This is a genomic window from Pseudomonas sp. B40(2017), from assembly GCF_002112855.1.
Classification (GTDB): Bacteria; Pseudomonadota; Gammaproteobacteria; order Pseudomonadales; family Pseudomonadaceae; genus Aquipseudomonas; species Aquipseudomonas pharyngis.
Genome location: NZ_NEIT01000008.1, coordinates 64,388 through 86,644, shown reverse-complemented (window position 1 = coordinate 86,644; position 22,257 = coordinate 64,388). Strand labels below are relative to the sequence as shown.

The 22,257-nt window shown below is 62.5% G+C and carries 26 protein-coding genes; 13 read left to right on the top strand and 13 right to left on the bottom strand.

Translation table 11 applies throughout. The features are described from left to right. Positions 1–257 precede the first annotated feature (257 nt). The 5 genes from CAF76_RS23130 (at position 258) to CAF76_RS23110 (ending at position 6,635) form a co-directional block, all read left to right on the top strand. Positions 258–1,403, top strand: a complete 1,146-nt coding sequence (locus CAF76_RS23130) for a Fic family protein (RefSeq protein ID WP_085648666.1) — start codon at positions 258–260, stop codon at positions 1,401–1,403. 79 nt (positions 1,404–1,482) lie between these two features. Continuing rightward, a complete protein-coding gene (locus tag CAF76_RS23125; protein WP_007894317.1) occupies positions 1,483–1,725 on the top strand; it encodes an exodeoxyribonuclease VII small subunit in 243 nt (80 codons plus the stop codon). After that, positions 1,722–2,609 carry a (2E,6E)-farnesyl diphosphate synthase gene (gene ispA, locus CAF76_RS23120; RefSeq protein ID WP_085648665.1) on the top strand — a complete coding sequence of 296 codons (888 nt, stop codon included), beginning with the start codon at positions 1,722–1,724 and terminating at the stop codon, positions 2,607–2,609. Before CAF76_RS23125 ends, ispA begins: the two co-directional genes overlap by 4 nt. A 91-nt stretch (positions 2,610–2,700) precedes the next feature. After that, entirely contained in the window at positions 2,701–4,599 is a 1,899-nt protein-coding gene (gene dxs / locus CAF76_RS23115; protein WP_085648664.1) for a 1-deoxy-D-xylulose-5-phosphate synthase, read from the top strand. A gap of 152 nt (positions 4,600–4,751) precedes the next feature. Further along, positions 4,752–6,635, top strand: a complete 1,884-nt coding sequence (locus CAF76_RS23110; protein WP_085648663.1) for a TonB-dependent receptor domain-containing protein — start codon at positions 4,752–4,754, stop codon at positions 6,633–6,635. Positions 6,636–6,746: 111 nt separating this feature from the next. On the opposite strand, the gene CAF76_RS23105 is transcribed toward CAF76_RS23110, so the two are convergent. The 12 genes from CAF76_RS23105 to nrdR form a co-directional block, all read right to left on the bottom strand. Next, the gene (locus CAF76_RS23105) at positions 6,747–7,547 is read right to left on the bottom strand and encodes a cobalamin-binding protein (RefSeq protein ID WP_085648662.1); all 801 of its coding nucleotides are present in this window, start codon (positions 7,545–7,547) and stop codon (positions 6,747–6,749) included. Continuing rightward, positions 7,547–7,966 (bottom strand): hypothetical protein, encoded by a 420-nt coding sequence (locus CAF76_RS23100; protein WP_064599728.1) that lies wholly within the window; start codon positions 7,964–7,966, stop codon positions 7,547–7,549. Before CAF76_RS23100 ends, CAF76_RS23105 begins: the two co-directional genes overlap by 1 nt. Next, complete coding sequence (gene ribA / locus CAF76_RS23095; protein ID WP_007955551.1) at positions 7,963–8,580, bottom strand: GTP cyclohydrolase II; 618 nt, start codon at positions 8,578–8,580, stop codon at positions 7,963–7,965. Before ribA ends, CAF76_RS23100 begins: the two co-directional genes overlap by 4 nt. Positions 8,581–8,712: 132 nt before the next feature. Beyond that, the gene (locus tag CAF76_RS23090; protein WP_064599730.1) at positions 8,713–9,438 is read right to left on the bottom strand and encodes an ABC transporter substrate-binding protein; all 726 of its coding nucleotides are present in this window, start codon (positions 9,436–9,438) and stop codon (positions 8,713–8,715) included. A 28-nt stretch (positions 9,439–9,466) separates the two neighbouring features. Further along, on the bottom strand, positions 9,467–9,970 hold the full coding sequence (locus CAF76_RS23085; protein ID WP_007910933.1) for a phosphatidylglycerophosphatase A: 504 nt from the start codon (positions 9,968–9,970) through the stop codon (positions 9,467–9,469). After that, positions 9,967–10,932, bottom strand: coding sequence for a thiamine-phosphate kinase (gene thiL, locus CAF76_RS23080; RefSeq protein WP_085648661.1), 966 nt, complete (start codon positions 10,930–10,932; stop codon positions 9,967–9,969). The genes CAF76_RS23085 and thiL overlap by 4 nt, the downstream gene beginning before the upstream one ends. Positions 10,933–10,959: 27 nt before the next feature. Then, positions 10,960–11,460 carry a transcription antitermination factor NusB gene (gene nusB, locus CAF76_RS23075; protein ID WP_024014489.1) on the bottom strand — a complete coding sequence of 167 codons (501 nt, stop codon included), beginning with the start codon at positions 11,458–11,460 and terminating at the stop codon, positions 10,960–10,962. Continuing rightward, a complete protein-coding gene (gene ribE / locus CAF76_RS23070; RefSeq protein ID WP_003228649.1) occupies positions 11,457–11,933 on the bottom strand; it encodes a 6,7-dimethyl-8-ribityllumazine synthase in 477 nt (158 codons plus the stop codon). Before ribE ends, nusB begins: the two co-directional genes overlap by 4 nt. A gap of 91 nt (positions 11,934–12,024) precedes the next feature. Further along, entirely contained in the window at positions 12,025–13,116 is a 1,092-nt protein-coding gene (ribBA, locus tag CAF76_RS23065) for a bifunctional 3,4-dihydroxy-2-butanone-4-phosphate synthase/GTP cyclohydrolase II (protein ID WP_039771922.1), read from the bottom strand. Between the two features lie 16 nt (positions 13,117–13,132). Further along, on the bottom strand, positions 13,133–13,810 hold the full coding sequence (locus CAF76_RS23060; RefSeq protein ID WP_064599735.1) for a riboflavin synthase: 678 nt from the start codon (positions 13,808–13,810) through the stop codon (positions 13,133–13,135). Positions 13,811–13,857: 47 nt separating this feature from the next. Further along, positions 13,858–14,991 (bottom strand): bifunctional diaminohydroxyphosphoribosylaminopyrimidine deaminase/5-amino-6-(5-phosphoribosylamino)uracil reductase RibD, encoded by a 1,134-nt coding sequence (gene ribD / locus CAF76_RS23055; protein WP_085648660.1) that lies wholly within the window; start codon positions 14,989–14,991, stop codon positions 13,858–13,860. Continuing rightward, complete coding sequence (gene nrdR, locus CAF76_RS23050) at positions 14,988–15,452, bottom strand: transcriptional regulator NrdR (protein WP_003228656.1); 465 nt, start codon at positions 15,450–15,452, stop codon at positions 14,988–14,990. Before nrdR ends, ribD begins: the two co-directional genes overlap by 4 nt. Before the next feature lie 128 nt (positions 15,453–15,580). Between nrdR and CAF76_RS23045 the strand changes: the two genes are divergently transcribed. Genes CAF76_RS23045 through trxA form a run of 3 tightly spaced genes read left to right on the top strand, consistent with a single transcriptional unit; the run spans position 15,581 to position 17,610 of the window. Beyond that, a complete protein-coding gene (locus tag CAF76_RS23045) occupies positions 15,581–16,045 on the top strand; it encodes a YbaY family lipoprotein (RefSeq protein WP_011336139.1) in 465 nt (154 codons plus the stop codon). Then, the gene (locus CAF76_RS23040) at positions 16,042–16,698 is read left to right on the top strand and encodes a methyltransferase (RefSeq protein WP_039771928.1); all 657 of its coding nucleotides are present in this window, start codon (positions 16,042–16,044) and stop codon (positions 16,696–16,698) included. The genes CAF76_RS23045 and CAF76_RS23040 overlap by 4 nt, the downstream gene beginning before the upstream one ends. Before the next feature lie 39 nt (positions 16,699–16,737). Beyond that, positions 16,738–17,610 (top strand): thioredoxin, encoded by an 873-nt coding sequence (gene trxA / locus CAF76_RS23035; protein ID WP_007955581.1) that lies wholly within the window; start codon positions 16,738–16,740, stop codon positions 17,608–17,610. Between the two features lie 5 nt (positions 17,611–17,615). Here the strand turns inward: trxA and CAF76_RS23030 are convergent, their stop codons facing one another. Further along, positions 17,616–17,972, bottom strand: coding sequence for a hypothetical protein (locus CAF76_RS23030; RefSeq protein ID WP_085648659.1), 357 nt, complete (start codon positions 17,970–17,972; stop codon positions 17,616–17,618). A 134-nt stretch (positions 17,973–18,106) separates the two neighbouring features. On the opposite strand from CAF76_RS23030, the gene CAF76_RS23025 reads away from it, so the two are divergent. From CAF76_RS23025 to CAF76_RS23005, 5 genes are all read left to right on the top strand, one after another. Then, positions 18,107–18,700, top strand: coding sequence for a DUF2796 domain-containing protein (locus CAF76_RS23025; protein WP_064599741.1), 594 nt, complete (start codon positions 18,107–18,109; stop codon positions 18,698–18,700). Positions 18,701–18,714: 14 nt separating this feature from the next. Next, positions 18,715–19,425 (top strand): ABC transporter ATP-binding protein, encoded by a 711-nt coding sequence (locus CAF76_RS23020; protein WP_064599743.1) that lies wholly within the window; start codon positions 18,715–18,717, stop codon positions 19,423–19,425. A gap of 1 nt (position 19,426) precedes the next feature. Next, the gene (locus CAF76_RS23015; protein ID WP_085648658.1) at positions 19,427–20,692 is read left to right on the top strand and encodes an ABC transporter permease; all 1,266 of its coding nucleotides are present in this window, start codon (positions 19,427–19,429) and stop codon (positions 20,690–20,692) included. Positions 20,693–20,703: 11 nt separating this feature from the next. Further along, complete coding sequence (locus CAF76_RS23010; protein ID WP_039772003.1) at positions 20,704–21,222, top strand: DUF3299 domain-containing protein; 519 nt, start codon at positions 20,704–20,706, stop codon at positions 21,220–21,222. Between the two features lie 176 nt (positions 21,223–21,398). Further along, positions 21,399–22,097, top strand: coding sequence for an OmpW family protein (locus CAF76_RS23005; RefSeq protein WP_064599746.1), 699 nt, complete (start codon positions 21,399–21,401; stop codon positions 22,095–22,097). The last annotated feature ends 160 nt before the right edge of the window (positions 22,098–22,257 follow it).

Sequence of the window (22,257 nt, the reverse complement as noted above, 5' to 3'; positions counted from 1 at the left end):
CTGACGAAACCTTGCACCCGATCCTCGGTACTTCACAGCGGTGAAAACTGCGTTTCGTCTGAAAGACCCGTGACTGTCGGGTCGTAGAAGGCGCGAAGGTTAGCGATTCGGCAGTTTTTTAACAATCGGATACATCTGGTTTTGCGGTGAGAATCACGGCGTTCAGTGGACGATGAGCCGAATAGGCGTCATATTCGGCTCACGAAATGAGCCGAATAGCGTTTCTATTCGGCTCACGCACTCAGGAACGGCATTTCATGGCAACTCACTGGATCTGGCAGCAGCCCGATTGGCCCGACTTCAACTGGCAGGCAGAGCGTCTCACTGCGCTGTTGCGCGAATGCGTTCAAGCGCAGGGACAATTGATGGGCATGGCGCGCTCAGTGGGCAATTCACTGAGCGCTCAGACTGAGCTGGACGCGTTGCTGCAGAACATCGTGACCTCCTCGGCCATCGAGGGGGAGCAGTTGAATGTCGAATCCGTGCGCTCTTCATTGGCTCGACGTTTGGGGCTGGAATCACCGGATGGCGACAAAGTCAGCAAGCGCAGCGAGGGGCTTGCGCAACTGATGCTCGATGCCACTCAACGTTTTGCCGAACCGCTGACGCTGGAACGATTGCTGGAATGGCACTCATGGCTGTTTCCAGAACAGGAGAGTGGTTTCCTTTCGCGAGCAATCAATGTCGGTGCATTACGCGGCGATGAGCCGATGCAGGTGGTTTCCGGGCGAATCGACCGCCCGACCGTGCACTTCGAGGCGCCGCCGCGACAAGGCCTCGAGCGACAACTCGACAGTTTTCTCAAATGGTTCGACGCCAGTCGGCATCAGGCAGGCCTCGATCCTTTGCTGCGAGCAGGCATCGCGCATTTCTGGTTCGTCACCTTGCACCCGTTCGACGACGGCAACGGCCGTCTTACCCGCACCCTCACCGATCTGGCACTGGCCCAGGGCGAAGCGCAGGCGATTCGCTTTTATGCGATGTCCGCCAGCATTCTCGATGATCGTGCAGGCTATTACCGGATTCTGGAATCCAGCCAGAAAGCCACGATGGACATCACCGCCTGGCTCGCATGGTTCCTGCAAACCCTGCTGCGCAGCCTGCAACAGGCCATCGCGCGGATTGAAGGCGTACTGGGCAAGTCACGCTTCTGGCAAACGCATCGCGAATCCGAGCTGTCGGTGGAGCAGATCAAAGTGCTCAATCGCCTGCTCGACGGTGGTGAACGTGGTTTCGAGCACGGTATCAGTGCGGCGCAGTATCAGGCCGTGGCAAAAGTCTCCAAGGCCACGGCGACCCGACATCTGGCGGAGCTGCTGGAAAAAGGTTGTCTCGAACGCCTGCCCGGTGGTGGGCGCAGCACGCGCTATCAGATAAGTTTTCCTGGCAAATCCGCGGAGTGATCCACGCCCCGCTCATTTGCCCATACCCCCCCTATCTGCTAGTGTCGCGCCGGTTTAACGTCAACCGGAATTAGCCGCCATGGCCCGCAAAAAAGCTGCACTGGATTTCGAACAGTCCCTCGCCGACCTGCAAACGCTGGTGGAGCGTCTGGAGAACGGTGAATTGTCGCTGGAAGACTCGCTGACCGCTTTCGAGCAGGGCATCGGCCTGACCCGTGACTGCCAGGCGGCGCTGGCCCAGGCCGAGCAGAAAGTCCAGGTGTTGCTGGAGCGCGATGGCGAACTCGCCGAGGAACCCTTCGACGCGGATCAGCCAGAATGATTGCAGCGTATTCGGCCACCAGCCAGGCGCGGGTCAACGCGGCACTGGAAACCCTGTTCAACGCCCCGCTGCCAGAACTGGCGCGCCTTTATGAAGCCATGCGCTATAGCGTGATGAACGGCGGCAAACGCGTGCGTCCGCTGCTGGCGTACGCGGCGTGCGAAGCCCTCGGCGGCAAGGCCGAACAGGCCAACGGCGCGGCGTGTGCGGTTGAGCTGATCCACGCGTATTCGCTGGTGCACGACGATTTGCCGGCGATGGACGACGATGATCTGCGTCGCGGCCAGCCGACCACCCACAAGAAATTCGACGAAGCTTGCGCGATTCTGGCCGGTGACGGTTTGCAGAGTCTGGCGTTCAGCGCCCTGCTCGACCCGCGTCTGAGCGACCTGAGCGCGGACATCCGCCTGCAGCAGGTCACAGCGCTGGCACACGCGGCGGGCCCGGCCGGCATGGTCGGCGGTCAGGCCATCGACCTCGGTTCGGTCGGCCTCAAGCTTGATCAGAAAGCCCTGGAACAGATGCACCGGCACAAGACCGGCGCGCTCATCGAAGTCAGCGTCAAGCTCGGCGCCCTGGCCAGCGGCCGTGCCGAGAGGGATGAACTCAAGTCCCTGCAGACTTATGCACAGGCCATCGGCCTGGCATTCCAGGTCCAGGACGACATTCTCGACGTCGAAAGCGATACCGAAACCCTCGGCAAACGCCAGGGCGCCGACATTGCCCGTGACAAGCCGACCTACCCGGCTTTGCTCGGCCTCGAAGCGGCCAAGGCTTACGCGCTGGAACTGCGCGATCAGGCCCTGCACGCGCTGCGACCGTTTGACGCGGCTGCCGAGCCGTTGCGCGATCTGGCCCGGTATATCGTCGACCGGCGCAACTGAAGGCTTATCTGCCAAAAAAGACCAACGCGTGGGCAGGGGGCGATGCATCAGGTAAACTGCCGCATCTTTTATACCTATAACGATTCGCCTGATGCCCACGACGTTTCATGAGATTCCCCGCAAGCGCCCGACCACGCCCCTGCTCGACCGCGCTAACACGCCGGACGGCCTGCGCCGGTTAGGCGAAGCCGAGCTGGAAACCCTGGCTGATGAGTTGCGCCTGGAATTGCTCTACACGGTCGGCCAGACCGGTGGGCATTTCGGTGCCGGCCTGGGCGTCATCGAGCTGACCATCGCGTTGCATTACGTCTTCGACACCCCGGACGACCGGCTGGTGTGGGACGTCGGTCATCAGGCCTATCCGCACAAGATCCTCACCGGTCGTCGCGAGCGCATGGAATCCTTGCGCCAGAAGGACGGCATCGCCGCCTTCCCGCGCCGCTCCGAGAGCGAGTACGACACTTTTGGCGTCGGCCACTCCAGCACCTCGATCAGTGCCGCGCTGGGCATGGCCATCGCCGCCCGCCTGCAGAACAGCGATCGCAAGGCGATTGCGGTGATCGGCGACGGCGCACTGACCGCCGGCATGGCGTTCGAGGCGCTGAACCACGCGCCGGAAGTCGACGCCAACATGCTGGTGATCCTCAACGACAACGACATGTCGATCTCGCGCAACGTCGGCGGGCTGTCGAACTATCTGGCGAAAATCCTTTCCAGCCGCACCTACGCGAGCATGCGTGAAGGCAGCAAGAAAGTGCTGTCGCGCCTGCCCGGCGCCTGGGAAATCGCCCGTCGTACCGAAGAATACGCCAAAGGCATGCTGGTCCCCGGCACCCTGTTCGAGGAACTGGGCTGGAACTACATCGGTCCGATCGATGGCCACGACCTGCCGACCCTGATCGCCACCCTGCGCAACATGCGCGATCTGAAAGGCCCGCAGTTCCTGCACATCGTCACCAAGAAAGGCAAAGGCTTCGCCCCGGCGGAAGTTGACCCGATCGGTTACCACGCCATCACCAAACTCGAACCGCTGGACGCCCCGGCCGCTGCGCCGAAGAAGGCCGGCGGGCCGAAGTATTCCGGCGTGTTCGGTGAATGGTTGTGCGACATGGCTGCTGCCGACCCGCGTCTGGTGGGCATCACCCCGGCGATGAAGGAAGGCTCGGATCTGGTGGCGTTCAGCGAGCGTTTCCCGCTGCGCTACTTCGACGTGGCGATTGCCGAGCAACACGCCGTGACCCTCGCTGCCGGCATGGCCTGCGAAGGCGCGAAACCGGTGGTGGCGATCTACTCGACGTTCCTGCAACGCGGTTACGACCAGTTGGTGCATGACGTCGCGGTGCAGAACCTCGATGTGCTGTTCGCCATCGACCGCGCCGGTCTGGTGGGCGAAGACGGCCCGACCCACGCCGGCAGCTTCGATCTTTCGTACCTGCGCTGCATCCCGGGCATGGTCATCATGACCCCGAGCGACGAAAACGAATTGCGCAAAATGCTCACCACCGGCCACCTCTACAACGGCCCGGCGGCGGTGCGTTACCCACGCGGTACTGGCCCGAACGCGACCATCGAGAAAGACCTTGAACCGATCGAGATCGGCAAGGGCGTGGTGCGTCGTCAGGGCAGCAAGGTCGCCCTGCTGGTGTTCGGCGTGCAAATGGCCGAAGCCCTGAAGGTCGCCGAGACGCTGGACGCGACCGTGGTCGACATGCGTTTCGTCAAGCCGATGGACGAAGCGCTGGTGCGCGAGATTGCCAACAGCCACGATCTGCTGGTGACCATCGAAGAAAACGCGATCATGGGCGGCGCCGGTGGCGCGGTCAGCGAGTTCCTCGCCCGCGAAAACATCCTCAAGTCGGTGCTGCACCTGGGCTTGCCGGACGTTTACGTCGAGCACGCCAAACCGGCGCAGATGCTGGCCGAGTGCGGGCTGGACGAGGCCGGGATTGAAGCGGCGGTGCGTGAGCGCCTGGAACTGCTTAACCGCTAACTCGCTAGATACACGCAAAACCCCATGTGGGAGCGGGCTTGCTCGCGAAAGCGTCGGATCAGTCGATGATGAGTTGACTGACAAACCGCCTTCGCGAGCAAGCCCGCTCCCACATTTGATTTGTGTACACCTGAAAGACCTACGGAATACCGATGAACCTCTCGCGCGTCGCCCTGCCCCTCCTGCTGCTGCCAACCGCCAACGCCCTCGCCGACACCTTCGAACGCGATCAGGCCCTGAAGCTGCCGGACGTGCTGATCAGCGCCAACCGCCAAGTCGAAGCGCGCAACGACAGTAGTGCCGCCAATACGGTTTTCACCCGCGAAGACATCGAGCGCCTGCAACCGCGCAGCGTCACCGATCTGCTGCAACGGGTGCCGGGCGTGCAAGTGGCGCAAACCGGCGGGCGCGGCAGTCTGCCGGGGATCTACATTCGTGGCACGCAATCGGCGCAAAGCCTGGTGCTGGTCGACGGCCAACGCATCGGCAATTCGACGTCCGGCGACAGCAACTTGCAACACCTGAACATCGAACAGATCGAGCGCGTGGAAGTGCTGCGCGGTTCGCGTTCGGTGATTTACGGTAGCGATGCAATTGGCGGGGTGATTCAGATCTTCACCCGACGCGGCGGCGAACAGGGCTTGCAGCCGCGGATGCATGTGGGCTTCGGCAGCCACCAGACCTGGGAGCGCAGTGTCGGTCTGTCCGGAGGTGATGAGAAAACCCGTTTCAACCTCGGCGCCAGCCTCGATGAAACCGCCGGCCTTGATCGCACCCACGAATCCTATCCCAGCGACAGCGACCACGACGCCTACCGCAATAAGTCCATCAGCCTGAGCCTCAGCCATGCGCTGACCGATGACATCGAAGTCGGCGCCAACCTGCTGGATAACCGTGGCAAAAGCGAGTTCGACAACCCGTTCGGCCGCTTCGACCCGGAGACCTTCGACTCCCTCCAGCAGCAGCCTTACAGCGATTTCACCGTCAGCAGTTTCAGCAGCTACATCGACGCTCGGCTCAACGAGCGCTGGAAGTCGCGCCTGGAACTCGGCCACAGCGAAAACCGCGAGAAGTCCTTCGACAAACTCAGCGTCGAACGCTCGGTGTTCAACACCTACCGCGACTCGGTGACCTGGCAGAACGACCTGACCCTCGATGCGCGCAACAGCCTGATCCTTGGCGGCGACTGGTACGAAGACCGGGTCAACAGCAGCACCGCGTTCGACGAAGACAGCCGCTGGAACCGCGCAGCCTTCATCCAGCATCGCTTCCAGGCCGACAGCTTCTCTACCGAACTGGGCCTGCGTCGTGACGACAACCAGCAGTTCGGCGGCCAGAGCAGCTGGAGCGGCACGCTGACCTTGCCGGTCAACCCGGACAACGATCTGCTGCTCAGCTACAGCGAAGGCTTCCGCGCGCCGACCTTCAACGATCTGTATTACCCGGACTTCAGCAACCCCGACCTGAAACCGGAAACCTCGAAAAGCTACGAACTGCAATGGCGCAGCCAGTTGAGCGACAGCACTCGCCTCGAAGCCTCGCTGTATCGGACCGATCTGGAAGACGCGATCATCTTCGGCAGCAACTCCCGCCCGGAAAACGTCGCCTCGGCGCGGATCAATGGCTTCGAAGCGACCCTGAAACAGGAACTGCTGGGCTGGCAGAGCAACCTCGGCGTAGCGATCATCGATCCCCGCGACCGCGACACCGGCCACACCCTGGCACGTCGTGCCCGTCGCACCTTGAGCTGGGATCTGGATCGGCAATTTGATCGCCTCGGCCTCGGCGCCAGTTGGCAGGCCGTCAGCAGTAGCTACGACGACCTGAACAATCAGCAACCACTGGGCGGTTATGCGCTGCTCGGATTGCGCAGCAGCTGGGCGCTGAACCGCGAGATCAAACTGGATTTCAAGGTCGACAACCTGCTGGACAAGGGTTACAGCCGGGCGTTGTACAGCCATGACGGCAGTCAGTATGGCTATCGCGAGGAGGGGCGGGCGTTCATGTTCGGGGTAACCTGGACACCGCTACTCTGATCCAGAACTTGCGCTGCATTGACTGACCTCTTCGCGAGCAAGCCCGCTCCCACAGGGGGAACGCATTCCAAATGTGGGAGCGGGCTTGCTCGCGAAGAATTCACCTCGGTCTCAGCGGTCTGGCGCGATCAGCTGGCAGAGCTTGGCGGTGGCTTCGATCATCTGCCCGCTCGGGCGTTCAAGGCCTTTGTCGGTGACCAGCAGCAATTGCCCGTGCTTGACCGCTGCCACCTGCGGCCAGGCGTTCCACGCGTCCAGTTGCAGCTGATCGCCGGCCAGAATCACTTCGGGATCACGCTGTAAAACGGCCTCGATGCTCACCTGCGGCGCCGGCAGACTCAAGTCGGCAAACACATTGCGTGCGCCGCACACTTCAAGCGCATCGCTGATGATCTGTCCGCCACCGACGGTGTACAGCGGCTTGTCCCAGACTTGATAGAACACCCGCAGCGGCGCTTCCCGCCTGTAGCGCTGGCGCAGCTCATCGAGGTTGCGCCGTAGCTCGGCGGCCCGTTCAACCCCACGCTCCGGGCGACCCAGCTGTGTCGCGATGGCTTCAATCTGCGCGGTCAGTTGCTCGAGACTGTGGGGCTCGGCAACGAAAGTCGGAATGTTCAGACGCTTGAGCTGATCGCGCTGGGCCGGGCCAACACTGCCGGGCCATAGCAGCAACAAGTCAGGTTTGAGGCTGAGCAGCCGTTCCATGTCGAGCTGGCCGTAACGCCCCACCGAAGGCACGTCCTTGATCGCGGATGGCCGCTCACCGGCATCCAGCACGCCGACCAGCAGATCCGCCGAATCCAGTTCAACCACGATTTCAGACAGAGATGGCGCGAGGCTGACCACCCGCAGGGCGGCCAGCGTTTCACCGCTGACGATCAGCAGCAGAACCGCCAGCCAGAGACGACGCATCAGGCGAGTTGACGCGGGATACGGTAGAGGTAGAACAGCACCGCCGTGGACAGCGCCAGCAACATCAGCGGCACCGCTTCAAGGCCGACAAACACCGCCAGCGCGCCAATCCATGCCGGCAGCGCCGCGACCACGAATGCACTGCGAAGGCAGGCCGCCAGGGCGATCCAGGCGGCGGGCTCGTCAGGGGTATCGAGGGCTTTTTGCGTGGCGATCAGCGCATGCTTGTAGCGGCCGAAAAACTTCAGGCTGACAAACATGGAGGCCACGCCCGCGATAAAGAAAGGCATCGCCAGCACCGGCAGAATTGCCTCGCCCTGACCGAATACAGCGTTGATCACGAACAGCGGCAACAGCGCCAGCGCCAGGTATTTCCACCAGGCGATCGACAGACGGCGCCGCACTTGCCCGCGGGTCACGCCCGGTCTACCTCGCCCTGATGCTCGTTGCCCATCATGTGGTCGAGCTTGCTGGCCTTGGTCGCCAGATAGAGTTTGTTGTGCGGGTTGTGGCCGGTGTGCAGCGGCACGCGCTCGGCGACGACAATGCCCATATCGGTCAAGGCTTTGACCTTGCGCGGGTTGTTGGTCATCAGGCGCAGGGATTTGACGCCCAGATGCTCGAGCATCGGCAGGCACATGGCGTAGTCACGCTGGTCGGCGGCAAAGCCCAGACGCTCGTTGGCTTCAACGGTGTCGGCGCCGCCGTCCTGCAATTCGTAGGCACGGATCTTGTTCAAAAGACCGATGCCGCGCCCTTCCTGACGCAGGTACAGCAACACACCACGGCCTTCCCGAGCGATGGCCTTGAGGGCGCCTTCCAGTTGCGAGCCGCAGTCGCAACGCTGGCTGAACAAGGCATCGCCGGTCAGGCATTCGGAGTGCAGACGGCCGAGTACCGGGGCACCGTCGGCAATCTCGCCCAGGCTCAGCACGACGTGCTCGCGGCCGGTGGCTTCATCGAGAAAACCGTGCATGGTGAATTGCGCAAAAGGCGTTGGCAGCTTGGAAGCGGCGACAAAAACGACAGGCACCGGTGTGCTCCTGATCTGAAAAGTCCGAGATTCGCTGGGCGGCATTGTAACAGCAGGTTCCTACAGGCGCTTAGGCTGAATTATCGGGGATAACTATCAAAAAGTTTGATGACAGGCTCGTCGCTATCGCCTTTACTCGAACGGATATGGCTGCTTCCAGCGCTCGAAGATCGGCTTCAACTCGCCGCTTTTCACCAGTTGCTCCATGCGCTGGTCGTAGATCGACATCAGCGCCCGGCCTTGCGGGGTGTCGGCGAAGCCGAGGTACAGCGGCAACTCTGCCAGATGCGAATAACGGTACGGCGATGGATCGGCGGCGTTTCGCAGCACCGCTTCGATTTCCGTCAGCGCATCGATGTAGTAATCCGCCCGCCCCTGCTTGAGCATCGACAGGATCCCGGTGCGGCGCTCGATCTGGTTGAAGCGTTTGACGTTCGGCAGATAGGTTTCGTAGCGATAGCCTCGCACCCAGGCCAGTCGGTACTTGCCCAGGGTCGCCTGGGTCGGCGAAGGATTGCTGGCCAAGCCGAGCGCGTAGATGTGGTCGGAATCGAAATTCCATTTCGGGTACAGCACCTGCTCGGCTTCGCCGCGATAGGAACCGACCAGTGCATCGACTTCCTTCAGTTGTACCAGCCCCACTGAACGAGTGTAGGGCACGGTGCGAATATCCAGGGTCACGCCGGCCGGCTCGAACACTTTGCGCAACACATCCCAGGCCAGGCCATGGCCGTCGGCGGCGGTGTAGTCTTCCCAGTCTTCGCTGGCCAGGTGAATGACCGACGGCGATGCGTCCTGTGCCTGGGCCACGGCACCAAGCAAGGTCAAAACCACTATCGCCAACCAGCGTCGAGTCATCCCTGCGTCCCTCCTCCACGCCCGGAAATCAGGCGAAAATCCACACCAGTCCCTGCATCGCCAGCCAGGCAAACACGCCGGCCAGCACGTCGTCGAGCATGATGCCGACGCCGCCGTGAACATGCCGGTCGATCCAGCGGATCGGCCACGGTTTGAGAATGTCGAAGAAGCGGAACACCAGGAACCCGGCGAGCAACCAGTACCAGCCTTCCGGCACCAGCCAGAGGGTGATCCACATCCCGACCATTTCGTCCCAGACGATGCCCTCGTGGTCGTGCACCCGCAGATCGTCGGCCACTTTGCCGCACAGCCAGAAGCCGAACAACATGGTGATCCCGAGCATCAGCCAGTAACCCCAGTCCGGCAGCATCTGCCACAACGGGATAAAGGGTAGCGCAACTAACGAGCCCCAAGTGCCCGGCGCCTTGGGCAAGGTGCCCGAGCCAAAGCCGAACGCGAGGAAATGCCAGGGATTGCGCCAGACCGACGGCGGAACGAATTCGGCCGGAACCTGTTTCGGGTGATCTGTCACGGTGACTCCTGAAAATGTTGATAACCCCGGATTTGCGGGGTGATGTCGTGCCCGTCGCGATCCAGCAGCACTACGCCCTGCCCTTGCGTCACGCGGCCGATCACATGGATCGACCAGCCATCGGCGAGCAGCGCCGGCAACTCGACGGCCGGCAGGGTGAAGGCCAGCACGTAATCATCGCCACCGCTCAAGGCCGCACGTTCGGCGCCACGCTGACCGAGAAACGCCACCAGCGCCTCCGACAACGGAACGCGCTCGCGCTCGACTTCGAGTCGAACCTTCGAGGCCAATGCGATGTGACCGCAATCGGCGAGCAGCCCATCGGAGATATCCAGCGCCGAAGTGGCCTTGCCACGCAGGGCCTGACCGAGAGCGAGTTGCGGTTGCGGCGACCAGTAATGATCAAGCAGCGGCTGGGCGATGTGTGGTTCGGCGTCTCGCTGCCCCAGCACCAGCGGCAGGGCCCCGGCGGCATTGCCCAGCTCACCGCCGACACACAGCAGATCGCCCGGCTGCGCGCCGCTGCGGGTCAGCGCTTTACCGGCCGGGACGCGACCGAACACAGTGACGGTCAGACTTAACGGCCCGCGGGTCGTGTCGCCGCCGACCAGTGCCACGCCGCAGCCTTGCGCCATTCGGTTCAAACCGCGGGCATAGGCTTGCAGCCAATCGGCGGTCACCGTCGGCAAGGTCAGGGCAAGGGTAAAGGCGACGGGCGAGGCGCCCATGGCAGCGAGGTCGCTGACCGCCACGGCCAGCGAGCGCTGACCGAGCAGAAACGGATCGCAGGGATCGGCGAAATGCACGCCGGCCACCAGCGTATCGGTGGAAACCGCCAGCTGTTCCCCGGAAGGGACCGCCAGCAAGGCGCAGTCGTCACCGATCCCCAGTGCAACGCCTTCGCCGCCCTGCGCACAAGGCGCGGCGGCGAAGAAATTGCGGATCAGCTCAAACTCGCCCATGGCTGAGAAAAAGTATTCAAGCGCGGATCAGCGCTTGAACGCCTTTACTTCAGCTTCACGCAGGCGCGGAGCCAGCTTGTCGAGCACGCCGTTGACGAACTTGTGGCCGTCGGTCGAACCGAACACCTTGGCCAGCTCGATACCTTCGTTGATCACAACTCGGTACGGCACGTCGACGCGCTTGAGCAGTTCCCAGGTAGACAGGCGTAGAACTGCCAGTTCAACCGGGTCCAGCTCTTCGATCGCCAGGTCCAGGCAAGGCGTGAGCGCGGTGTCGATTTCGGTCTTGAACTGCGGAACCCCGTGCAGGATTTCGCGGAAGTAAGCCCCGTCGACATCGGTGAAATCGTTATCGACCCGGAACTGCGCTTCGATCTCGTTCAACGATTGCCGAGCCATGTGCCATTGATACAGGGCCTGGGTCGCGAGCTGACGGGCTTCGCGGCGCTTGGCGCTCTTCGATGGCTTGCCAGCATCCGCAGGTTTCGGATCGCGCGGGTTGAAACGATCGCTTTCGTCGCTAATCACTTGGCCTCCAACTGCGCCAGCAGGCTGACCATTTCCAGAGCGGACAGGGCAGCTTCAGCACCTTTGTTGCCGGCCTTGGTGCCGGAACGTTCGATGGCTTGCTCGATGGAATCAACGGTCAGGACGCCGAAAGCGACCGGTACGCCGAATTCCATGGACACCTGGGCCAGGCCCTTGGTGCACTCGCCCGCTACGTATTCGAAGTGCGGAGTACCGCCACGAATGACCGCGCCCAGGGCGATGATTGCTGCGAACTCGCCTTTCTGGGCGACTTTCTGCGCAACCAGCGGGATTTCGAAGGCGCCAGGTGCGCGGATGATGGTGATGTCGCTTTCGCTCACGCCGTGGCGAACCAGGGCATCAACTGCACCGCTGACCAGGCTTTCAACCACGAAGCTGTTGAAGCGGCCCACTACCAAAGCGTAGCGGCCTTTAGGGGCGATGAAGGTACCTTCGATGGTCTTCAGGGTCATTCGTCAGATCTCTTAAAGAGCCGGGACGCGTCTGTTTCGCGTCCCTCAGTGATTTATTTGCCGCGAATACAGGGCCGGAAACAACCGGTCATTATTCGGAGGGCACGTATTCTACAACTTCCAGATCGAAACCGGATATCGCATTGAACTTCATTGGCGCGCTCATCAAACGCATTTTACGCACGCCGAGGTCACGCAGGATCTGCGAACCGGCACCGACGATGCTGTAGGTGGTCGGTTTTTTCGGTGCGGCCTGATCGCCGGTTTCGCGGATGTGCGCCAGCAGCACGTCGCCATCCAGTGGGTGACCGAGCAACAGCACCACACCGCTGCCGGCCTCGGCGACCGCAGCCATGGCGGCGCGCAGACTCCAGCGGCCCGGTTGCTTGACCATCAGCAGATCGCGCAGCGGGTCCATGTTGTGCACGCGAACCAGGGTCGGCTCTTCGGCGCAAACGGTGCCCAAGGTGAGTGCCATGTGCACGTCGCCTTCCACCGAATCACGATAGGTCACCAGGTTGAATTGGCCCAGTTCGCTGTCCAGCGGCTGTTCGGCAATCCGCTGAACGGTACGTTCGTGGATCATCCGGTAGTGAATCAGGTCGGCGATGGTACCGATCTTGATGTTGTGTTCAGCGGCGAAGGCTTCCAGCTCGGCGCGACGGGACATGGTGCCGTCATCGTTCATCACTTCGCAGATCACGCCGCTCGGCTCGAAACCGGCCATGCGCGCCAGGTCGCAGGCGGCTTCGGTGTGGCCGGCGCGGGCCAGGGTGCCACCGGCCTGGGCCATCAGCGGAAAAATGTGGCCCGGGCTGACGATGTCTTCGGCCTTGGCGTCTTTCGCGGCGGCCGCTTGCACGGTGCGCGCACGGTCAGCGGCGGAAATGCCGGTGGTCACGCCTTCGGCCGCTTCGATCGAGACGGTGAACTTGGTGCCGAAACCGGAACCGTTGCGCGGAGCCATCAGCGGCAGCTTCAGGGTTTCGCAGCGCTCGCGGCTCATCGGCATGCAGATCAGGCCACGGGCGTATTTGGCCATGAAGTTGATGTGCTCGGCCTTGCAGCATTCGGCGGCCATGATCAGGTCGCCTTCGTTCTCGCGGTCTTCGTCATCCATGAGGATGACCATCTTGCCTTGGCGGATGTCTTCAACCAGTTCTTCGATGCTATTGAGCGCCACAAGGCACCCCCTTCAGTCAGGATTTGAGGTAGCCGTTGGCGGCCAGAAAGCTTTCAGTGATGCCACCGCCAAGCTTTTGTGAAGAGTCAGGCTCAGCGGCCCTGTCGCCCAGAAGCAGACGCTCCAGATAACGCGCCAGCAGGTCGACTTCCAGGTTCACCCGGCGACCTGGCTTGTAGGACGCCATGATGGTTTCGCTCAGGGTGTGCGGGATGATCGTCAGCAGGAATTCGGCGCCATCGACCGCGTTCACGGTCAGGCTGGTGCCGTCGACGGTGATCGAGCCTTTGTGGGCGATGTACTTGGCCAGCTCTTTCGGCGCGCGGATGCGAAATTCCACGGCGCGGGCATTGTCGCTGCGCGAAACCACTTCGCCGACACCGTCGACATGACCGCTGACCAGATGGCCGCCGAGACGGGTGGTCGGGGTCAGGGCTTTTTCCAGGTTGACCGGGCTACCGCTTTTCAGGTCATTCATGGCGGTGCAGTCGAGGGTTTCGCGACTGACATCGGCGGCGAAGCCGTTGCCCGGCAGTTCAACCGCAGTCAGGCACACGCCATTGACCGCGATGCTGTCGCCGAGTTTGACGTCGCTCAGGTCGAGCTTGCCGGTTTCGACATGCACCCGCACATCACCGCCCTTTGGGGTCAGTGCGCGGATACTGCCGATGGATTCGATGATGCCGGTAAACATGGGGTTCTCCTTGAGAACGAAGCCAGCGCTAACGCGATGGCCGGGAATTATACGCTCGCCGATGGGACAGGGATGGCAGTGACTCGCCAGTCATCGCCAACCGCGCGAATTTCAGTGATTTTCAGCTCCGGCGCATCCTTCATACAGGCCAGCGGCCAGTCCAGAAGCGGACGCGCCGTGGAGCCGAGGAACTTGCCGGCAATGAAGATCACGAACTCGTCGACCAGTCCGAGCTGGGCAAACGCGCCGGCCAGTCGCGGGCCGGCCTCGACCAGCACTTCGTTGACGCCACGGTTGGCCAGTTCGACCAGCAACTGGTGCAGATCGACCTGACCGTCATCGCCCGGCACGATCAGGCATTCCGGGCCGTGGGCGTACTGCTCTTCGATGGCCACACACGTGGCGACAAGTGCCGGGCCGGCCTTGAAGAACGGCGCATCCAGCGGCACCCGCAGACGCCCGTCGATCAATACCCGCAGCGGCGGGCGGCTCAGGGCCAGTGCGGTTTGTTCGGCATCCAGCCCCAGCTCATCGCCGCGAACGGTCAGGCGTGCGCCATCGGCCAGCACCGTGTCGGCGCCGGTCAGCACCACGCTGGCTTGGGCGCGCAGACGCTGCACCGCCGAACGCGCGGCAGGGCCGGTGATCCATTGGCTCTCACCGCTTTCCATCGCTGTGCGGCCATCGAGACTCATGGCCAACTTGACCCGCACGAACGGCAAGCCGTGTTCCATGCGCTTCAAAAAACCTTGATTGAGCTTGCGCGCCTCAGCTTCCAGCACGCCGTTTTCGGTGGCGATGCCGGCATCGGCCAGACGCTGCAGACCGCGTCCGGCGACTTGAGGATTGGGATCACGCATCGCCGCGACCACCCGGCCAACACCGGCATTCACCAGCGCATCGGCGCACGGCGGCGTACGGCCGTGGTGGCTGCAAGGTTCGAGGGTGACGTAAGCCGTGGCGCCCCGGGCCAGTTCACCGGCGGCGCGCAGGGCGTGGACTTCGGCGTGGGGTTCGCCGGCGCGTTCATGCCAGCCTTCGCCGACAATCTGCCCGTCGCGCACGATCACGCAGCCAACCCGTGGATTGGGGTGCGTCGTGTAATGCCCCTTGCGCGCCAGCTCCAGGGCCCGGGCCATGAAGTGAGCGTCGAGGATGGCCTGCTCGGCGGCGGTGGTCATTCTTTCACCGGTTCGCGGGCGAGGCGGTCGATCTCTTCGCGGAATTCGTTGAGGTCCTGGAAGCGGCGGTACACGGAGGCGAAACGGATGTAGGCGACTTCATCGAGCTTTTGCAGCTCGGCCATCACCAGTTCGCCGACCACGAGGGATTTGACCTCACGCTCGCCGGTGGCGCGCAGCTTGTGTTTGATATGGACCAGCGAGGATTCGAGGCGCTCGACGCTCACCGGACGTTTCTCCAGGGCGCGTTGCATGCCGGCGCGGAGTTTTTCTTCGTCGAACGGTTGGCGGCTGCCGTCGGTTTTGATCAGGCGCGGTAACACCAGTTCGGCCGTCTCGAACGTCGTGAAACGTTCGCCGCAGGCCAGGCATTCACGCCGGCGGCGCACCTGTTCGCCCTCGGCGACCAGACGCGAGTCGATGACCTTGGTGTCGTTGGCACCGCAGAAGGGACAGTGCATGGTGGCTGGCAACAAAAAAAGGGAGGGCCATGGTAGCGCATCCCGGTGGCAAGACAAGCCATAGGCTTTGCGGTATACAGACTGCCATGATCGATTGATCCATGGATTTCATTTTGCTGGAGCCACCAATGTCCCTACGACCGCTCGTTTTGCTCAGTGTTTTCAGCCTGCTGGTGGCCTGTGGCAGCGACGCGCCCAAGCCTCAGCCACCCACGCCGGGCCCGGCGCCGCAACAGGCGCAGAAAAAAGCCCGGGAAGCTGCTGATCTCGGCCCGCTGCCCGCGTATCAACGCGAACTGAGCGGCACCCTGCAAGGCGTGCCGGCCGGTGCCGAAGTCGAACTGGCGCTGCTGGTGATCGACGAGAAGGATCGCCCGCAACAATTGCTCGCCAGTTCCAGCCTGATCGGCAACAACCAGATTCTGCCGTTTCACCTGCGCTTCAACCCCGAATCCTTCCCGGTTGGCGCCCGGGTTGAATTGCGCGGCCGCGCCAGCCAGTCCGGCCAGTTGATCCTGCACCTGCCGTCGCAGACCATCACTCAGCCAACCACCCAGGCGTTGGGCCAGCTGCAATTTGTCAAAGCCCCATGAATGCCCCGTCAGACCTGCAACAGTCGCTGGGCGAGTTGCTCGGCGACGCCCGACTGAAAGCCTGCACATTGCCGGACACCGATTTGCAGCTGTGGCTGATCGATGGCGACAACATGGCGCGTGAATTCAGCCAGGAAGAAACCCAACGAATCCTGCATGAACCGCCGTACTGGAGTTTCTGCTGGGCCAGCGGTCTGGCGGTGGCGCGCTATCTCGCGCAATTCCCCGAGTGGGTCCGGGGCAAACGCGTACTGGATTTCGGCGCCGGTTCCGGGATCGCCGGCATCGCGGCGGTGAAGGCCGGCGCGCTGGAAGTGGTGGCCTGCGACCTTGACCCGCTGGCGATTGCCGCCTGTCGGGCGAATGCCGAACTCAATGATGTACAAATGAGCTATTCCACGGATTTTTTCGCCGAGGCGGATCGCTTCGATCTGATCCTGGTGGCCGACGTCTTGTACGACCGGGAAAACCTGCCGCTGCTCGACGCCTTCCTGAGCCGTGGCCGCGAAGCGCTGGTGGCGGATTCGCGGGTTCGGGATTTCCGTCACCCACTGTACCGGCGCATCGAAATGCTCGAAGCCATGACCCTGCCGGATCTGGCCGAGCCCGAAGAGTTTCGCCATGTCAGCCTCTACCATGCGGCCCGCGCCTGACCGTATAGTTGCCCCATTCACGCTTTTACGAGATACCCCATGAGTCAGCAAACGCCGTACATCTTCGACGCCACGACGGCCGACTTCGACCAGTCGGTGATCGAGGCTTCCTTTCAAAAACCGGTGCTGGTGGATTTCTGGGCCGAATGGTGTGCGCCGTGCAAGGCGCTGATGCCGATGCTGCAAGGCATCGCCGAGAGCTATCAGGGCGAGTTGCTGCTGGCCAAGGTCAATTGCGATATCGAGCAGGACATTGTCGCCCGCTTCGGCATCCGCAGCCTGCCGACCGTGGTGCTGTTCAAGGACGGCCAACCGGTAGACGGCTTTGCCGGCGCGCAACCGGAATCCGCCGTGCGCGCCCTGCTCGAACCCCATGTACAGATGCCCGCGCCGTCGGCTGCCGATCCATTCGAACAGGCTCAGGCACTGTTTGACGAGGGCCGCTACGCCGACGCGGAAGCGACATTGGTCACGCTGCTGGGCGAAGACAATACCAACGCCAAGGCGTTGATCCTCTACGCTCGCTGCCTGACCGAACGCGGTGAACTGGGCGAAGCGCAAACCGTGCTCGACGCGGTCAAGAGCGATGAGCACAAAGCCGCGCTGGCTGGCGCCAAGGCGCAGATCAAGTTCCTCGGCCTGGCCCGTGACCTGCCAGATGCTGCCGACCTGAAAAGCCGTCTGGCGCAGAACCCGCAGGACGATGAAGCGGTGTATCAACTGGCAATCCAGCAACTGGCCCGCCAGCAATACGAAGCGGCGCTGGACGCACTGCTCAAGCTGTTCATCCGCAACCGCAGCTACGGCGAAGGTCTGCCGCACAAGACCTTGCTGCAAGTGTTCGAACTGCTGGGCAACGATCACCCGCTGGTGACCGCTTACCGGCGCAAGGTGTTTGCCGCGCTGTACTAACCCCCTTACTCGATCCAGCTGTAGAGCGGCGTATCCCCGCCGCTCGCCACCTTCACATCTGCCGAATGACGCAGACGCACCAGCAAGCGCTTGCCCGCCGCTGCGCTGCCGGTCAGCCCTTCGAGCTGATCCAGCAGATCCGGGCCGCTGAGCTGTCCGGCCTTGCGCAGCAAATCCCTGGCGACCTGCCACAACGCATCGTCCTGATTCACAGGTTTCGCCACTGGCGCCGCTGCGGTCTGTGGCTGAGCGGCCTGCACCTGCACGCCAAACTGCGAACCGAGCCGCGCCCAGTCGCTTTCATCCAGTTCCAGGGTCAAATCCACCGGCAAGTCGCCGACGGTTCCGCGTATCCGCAACATAAGCTTTCTCCCGCACATTTCTGACCTGCATGCTCCCATGGGACTTGTGTAACGCCAAGCGGGCGGGCAAACTCTGCGCACTTTCGTTATAAGATTACATAACAAACTCTTCACTTTACTTCCCGGAGACCGCCATGCGTCGTCTGCTGCTCGCTTTGCCGTTTGCCCTGTTGCCGCTGGCCATCGCCCAGGCTGCCGATGAGCATGATCACGACCATGAGCACGGCAGCCTCGCTGCCCACGAACATGGCGTTGGACGCCTGAACGCCGCGCTCGACGGCCAGACCCTGGAGCTGGAGCTGGAAAGCCCGGCGATGAACCTTGTGGGTTTTGAACACGTCGCCACCAGCGATGCCGACAAGGCCAAGGTCGCCGCCGCCCGCGCGCAACTGGAAAAACCGCAGGCTCTGTTCAGCCTGCCGGCCGCCGCCGGTTGCAAAGTCACCAGCCAGGAGCTGGAAAGCCCGCTGTTCGGCGACAAGCCGGATGCCGACGACCACGACGAAGAGGAGGCCGGCAAGGACGGTCACGAGCATCATCACGACCACAGCGAAATCCACGCCCACTACCAGTTCAGCTGTGCGGCACCGGGTGCGTTGAAAACCCTGGATCTGGCGAACCTGTTCACTACTTTCCCGGCCACCCAGAAAATTCAGGTACAACTGATCGGCCCGAGCGGCCAGCAAGGCACGGAAGTGACGGCCAAGGCCGCCGCCCTGAAGTTCTGACACGAAACGGCGCCATGACCCAAGCACTCATCGAACTGTCCGACCTGGGCTTCAACTGGCCCGGTCACCCGCCGCTGCTGGACATCCCGGCGTTTCGCCTGGAAGCCGGCGAAACCCTGTTCCTCAAGGGCCCCAGCGGCAGCGGCAAGACCACCCTGCTCGGCCTACTTGGCGGGGTGCAGAAACCCGGTCGCGGCAGCATTCGCCTGCTCGGCCAGGAACTGACCGAACTGGGTGCCGGCGCCCGTGATCGCTTTCGCGTCGATCACACCGGCTACATTTTCCAGCAGTTCAACCTGTTGCCGTTTCTCTCGGTGCGCGAGAACGTCGAGTTGCCGTGCCACTTTTCGAAGCTGCGCGCCGAGCGTGCGAAACAGCGTCACGGCAGCGTTGATCAGGCCGCCGCCACCCTGCTCGCCCACCTGGGTTTGAAGGACGAAAGCCTCCTGAGTCGCCGCGCCGATTCGCTGTCGATCGGTCAGCAGCAACGGGTCGCCGCTGCCCGTGCATTGATCGGGCAACCGGAACTGGTGATCGCCGACGAACCGACCTCGGCACTGGATTACGACGCCCGGGAAAACTTCATTCGTCTGCTGTTCGCCGAGTGCCGCGAAGCCGGCTCGAGCCTGTTGTTCGTCAGCCACGACCAGAGCCTCGCGCCGCTGTTCGACCGTCACCTGTCCCTGGCCGAACTCAATCGCGCCGCCACGTCTGCCGAGGTCTGAGATGTATCTGTTCCGTCTGGCCATGGCCAGCCTCGCCAACCGGCGTTTCACCGCCCTGCTCACTGCTTTCGCCATCGCGCTTTCTGTCTGCCTGCTGCTGGCAGTCGAGCGGGTGCGAACTGAAGCCAAAGCCAGTTTCGCCAGCACCATCAGCGGCACTGACCTGATCGTCGGCGCCCGCTCGGGCTCGGTGAACCTGTTGCTGTATTCGGTGTTCCGCATCGGCAACGCCACCAACAACATCCGCTGGGACAGCTTCGAACACTTCGCCAGCAACCCGAAGGTGAAGTGGGCGATTCCGATGTCCCTCGGTGACTCCCATCGCGGCTACCGGGTGATGGGCACCACCGAAGCCTATTTCGAGCATTACCAGTACGGTCGCCAGCAGCATCTGCAACTGGCGGATGGCCGCGCCTTCGCCACCGATCCGTTCGAAGTGGTGCTCGGTGCCGAAGTGGCCGAAGCGCTGCATTACAAGCTCGGCGACAAACTGGTGTTGGCCCATGGCGTGGCGGCGATCAGTCTGGTCAAGCACGACGACAAGCCGTTCACCGTGGTCGGCATTCTCAAGCGCACCGGCACCCCGGTGGACCGCACGCTGCACATCAGCCTCGGCGGCATGGAGGCGATTCACATCGACTGGCACAACGGTGTGCCGGCCCGTGGCAACGGCCGGATCAGCGCCGATCAGGCACGCAACATGGACCTGACGCCGCAAGCCATCACCGCGTTCATGCTCGGCCTCAACAGCAAGATCTCGACCTTCGCCCTGCAACGGGAGATCAACGAGTTCCGTGGCGAGCCGATGCTGGCGATTCTGCCGGGCGTGGCCTTGCAGGAGTTGTGGAGCCTGATGAGCACCGCCGAAAAAGCGTTGTTCGTGGTCTCGCTGTTCGTGGTGCTGACCGGATTGATCGGCATGCTCACGGCGATTCTCACCAGCCTCAACGAACGCCGCCGCGAGATGGCGATCCTGCGTTCGGTGGGCGCGCGGCCGTGGCATATCGCAAGTCTGCTGGTGCTGGAAGCGTTCGCTCTGGCGCTGACCGGGGTGATCGCCGGACTGGCGTTGCTGTACGTCGGCATCGCTGCGGCACAGGGTTATGTGCAGGCCAATTACGGTCTGTATCTGCCGCTGGCCTGGCCAAGCGAGTATGAATGGACGCTGCTCGGTGGCATTCTGGCGGCCGCGCTGCTGATGGGCAGCGTGCCGGCCTGGCGCGCGTATCGCCAATCTCTGGCCGACGGCCTGTCGATCCGTTTATGAGGATGTTCACCATGCCCCGCGCCGTGCTTGCGCTGCTGTTGCTGGTCGCCCTGCCCGTGTGGGCGGCGGCGCCAAAAGACCTGACCTGGTCGGAAATGATCCCGCCGGACGCCGCGCCCGAAGTGCCGAACATGACGCCGCTGCACGACCTGTCGAAGATGGGCGACGCGCTGTCGGCGGAGTCCGCGCCAGCGGCCAAACAGGACATGCCCAACGCCCCCGTGGTGCAAAGCCTCGATGGCCAGAACATCCGCCTGCCGGGCTACATCGTGCCGCTGGAAGTGAGCGAAGAAGGTCGCACCACGGATTTCCTGCTGGTGCCATATTTCGGCGCCTGCATCCACGTGCCGCCACCGCCGTCGAACCAGATCGTGCACGTAAAAAGCGAACTCGGCGTGAAGCTCGACGAGCTGTATCAGCCGTACTGGGTGGAAGGGCCGTTGCAGGTCAAGCAGTCCACCAGCGAACTGGCCGATGCCGGGTATCAGATGGAAGCGGACAAGATTTACGTCTACGAACTGCCGGAGTAAATCCGTTGCTCTGTGTTGATTGATCGATTGCCATCGCCAGCAGGCTGGCGATGAGGCCATGAAAGTTCCACAAAAATCCGGAGCATCACTGTTTCATTGAGCTGAGTCAAAAGACCGTATCAGACGGATTCGTACCATAGGACATCAAACATTTTTAACGTCCTTTGGGAGCTTCCATGAACAAGTCCTTGCTCAGCGCCTCGCTGTTTGCCCTCGCGCTCGCAGCCCCGCTCGCCCACGCCCACGAAGCCGGCGACATCATCGTTCGTGCCGGTGCGATCACCGTCAACCCGAAGGCCGACAGCTCCAGCGTCAAGGTCGATCAGGGTCCGCTGAGCGGCGCCAACCTGGGCGGCAAGGCGACCATGAGCAGCGACACCCAACTGGGCCTGAACTTCGCCTACATGCTGACCAACAACATCGGTATCGAGCTGTTGGCCGCCTCGCCGTTCGAACATGACGTGAAGCTCAAGGGCACCGCCCTGCCAGCCGCCAACGGCAAACTCGGCACCCTCAAACACCTGCCGCCGACCCTGAGCGTCGTCTACTACCCGCTGGACGCGAAATCGCCGTTCCAGCCGTACATCGGCGGCGGCATCAACTACACCTGGATCTACGACGAGCACGTCGGCAGCGAAGCCCAGTCCAACGGCTTCAGCAACTTCAAGGCGAAAAACTCCTGGGGCCTGGCCTGGCAGGTCGGCGCCGACTACATGCTGACCGACAACATCATGCTCAACGCCCAGGTGCGCTACATCGACATCGACACCCGTGCCACCGTCGAGAACAACGCCGTAGCCCCGGGCACCCGTGCACGGGTGAATGTGGACGTTGATCCCTTCATCTACATGGTTGGTCTAGGCTACAAGTTCTAAATAACGTTCACGTGGTGGTGAATGAGGCTTGGTGGCGGGCAGCTCAGAACTGACGGCGATGTTACGCAATCGACCGGGGAGCAAGCTCCCTCGCTACAGGAAACAGGTTTGAAACCCGATTTCCGGCCGTGAAAAAGGCGCCTGTCAAAAGGCGCCTTTT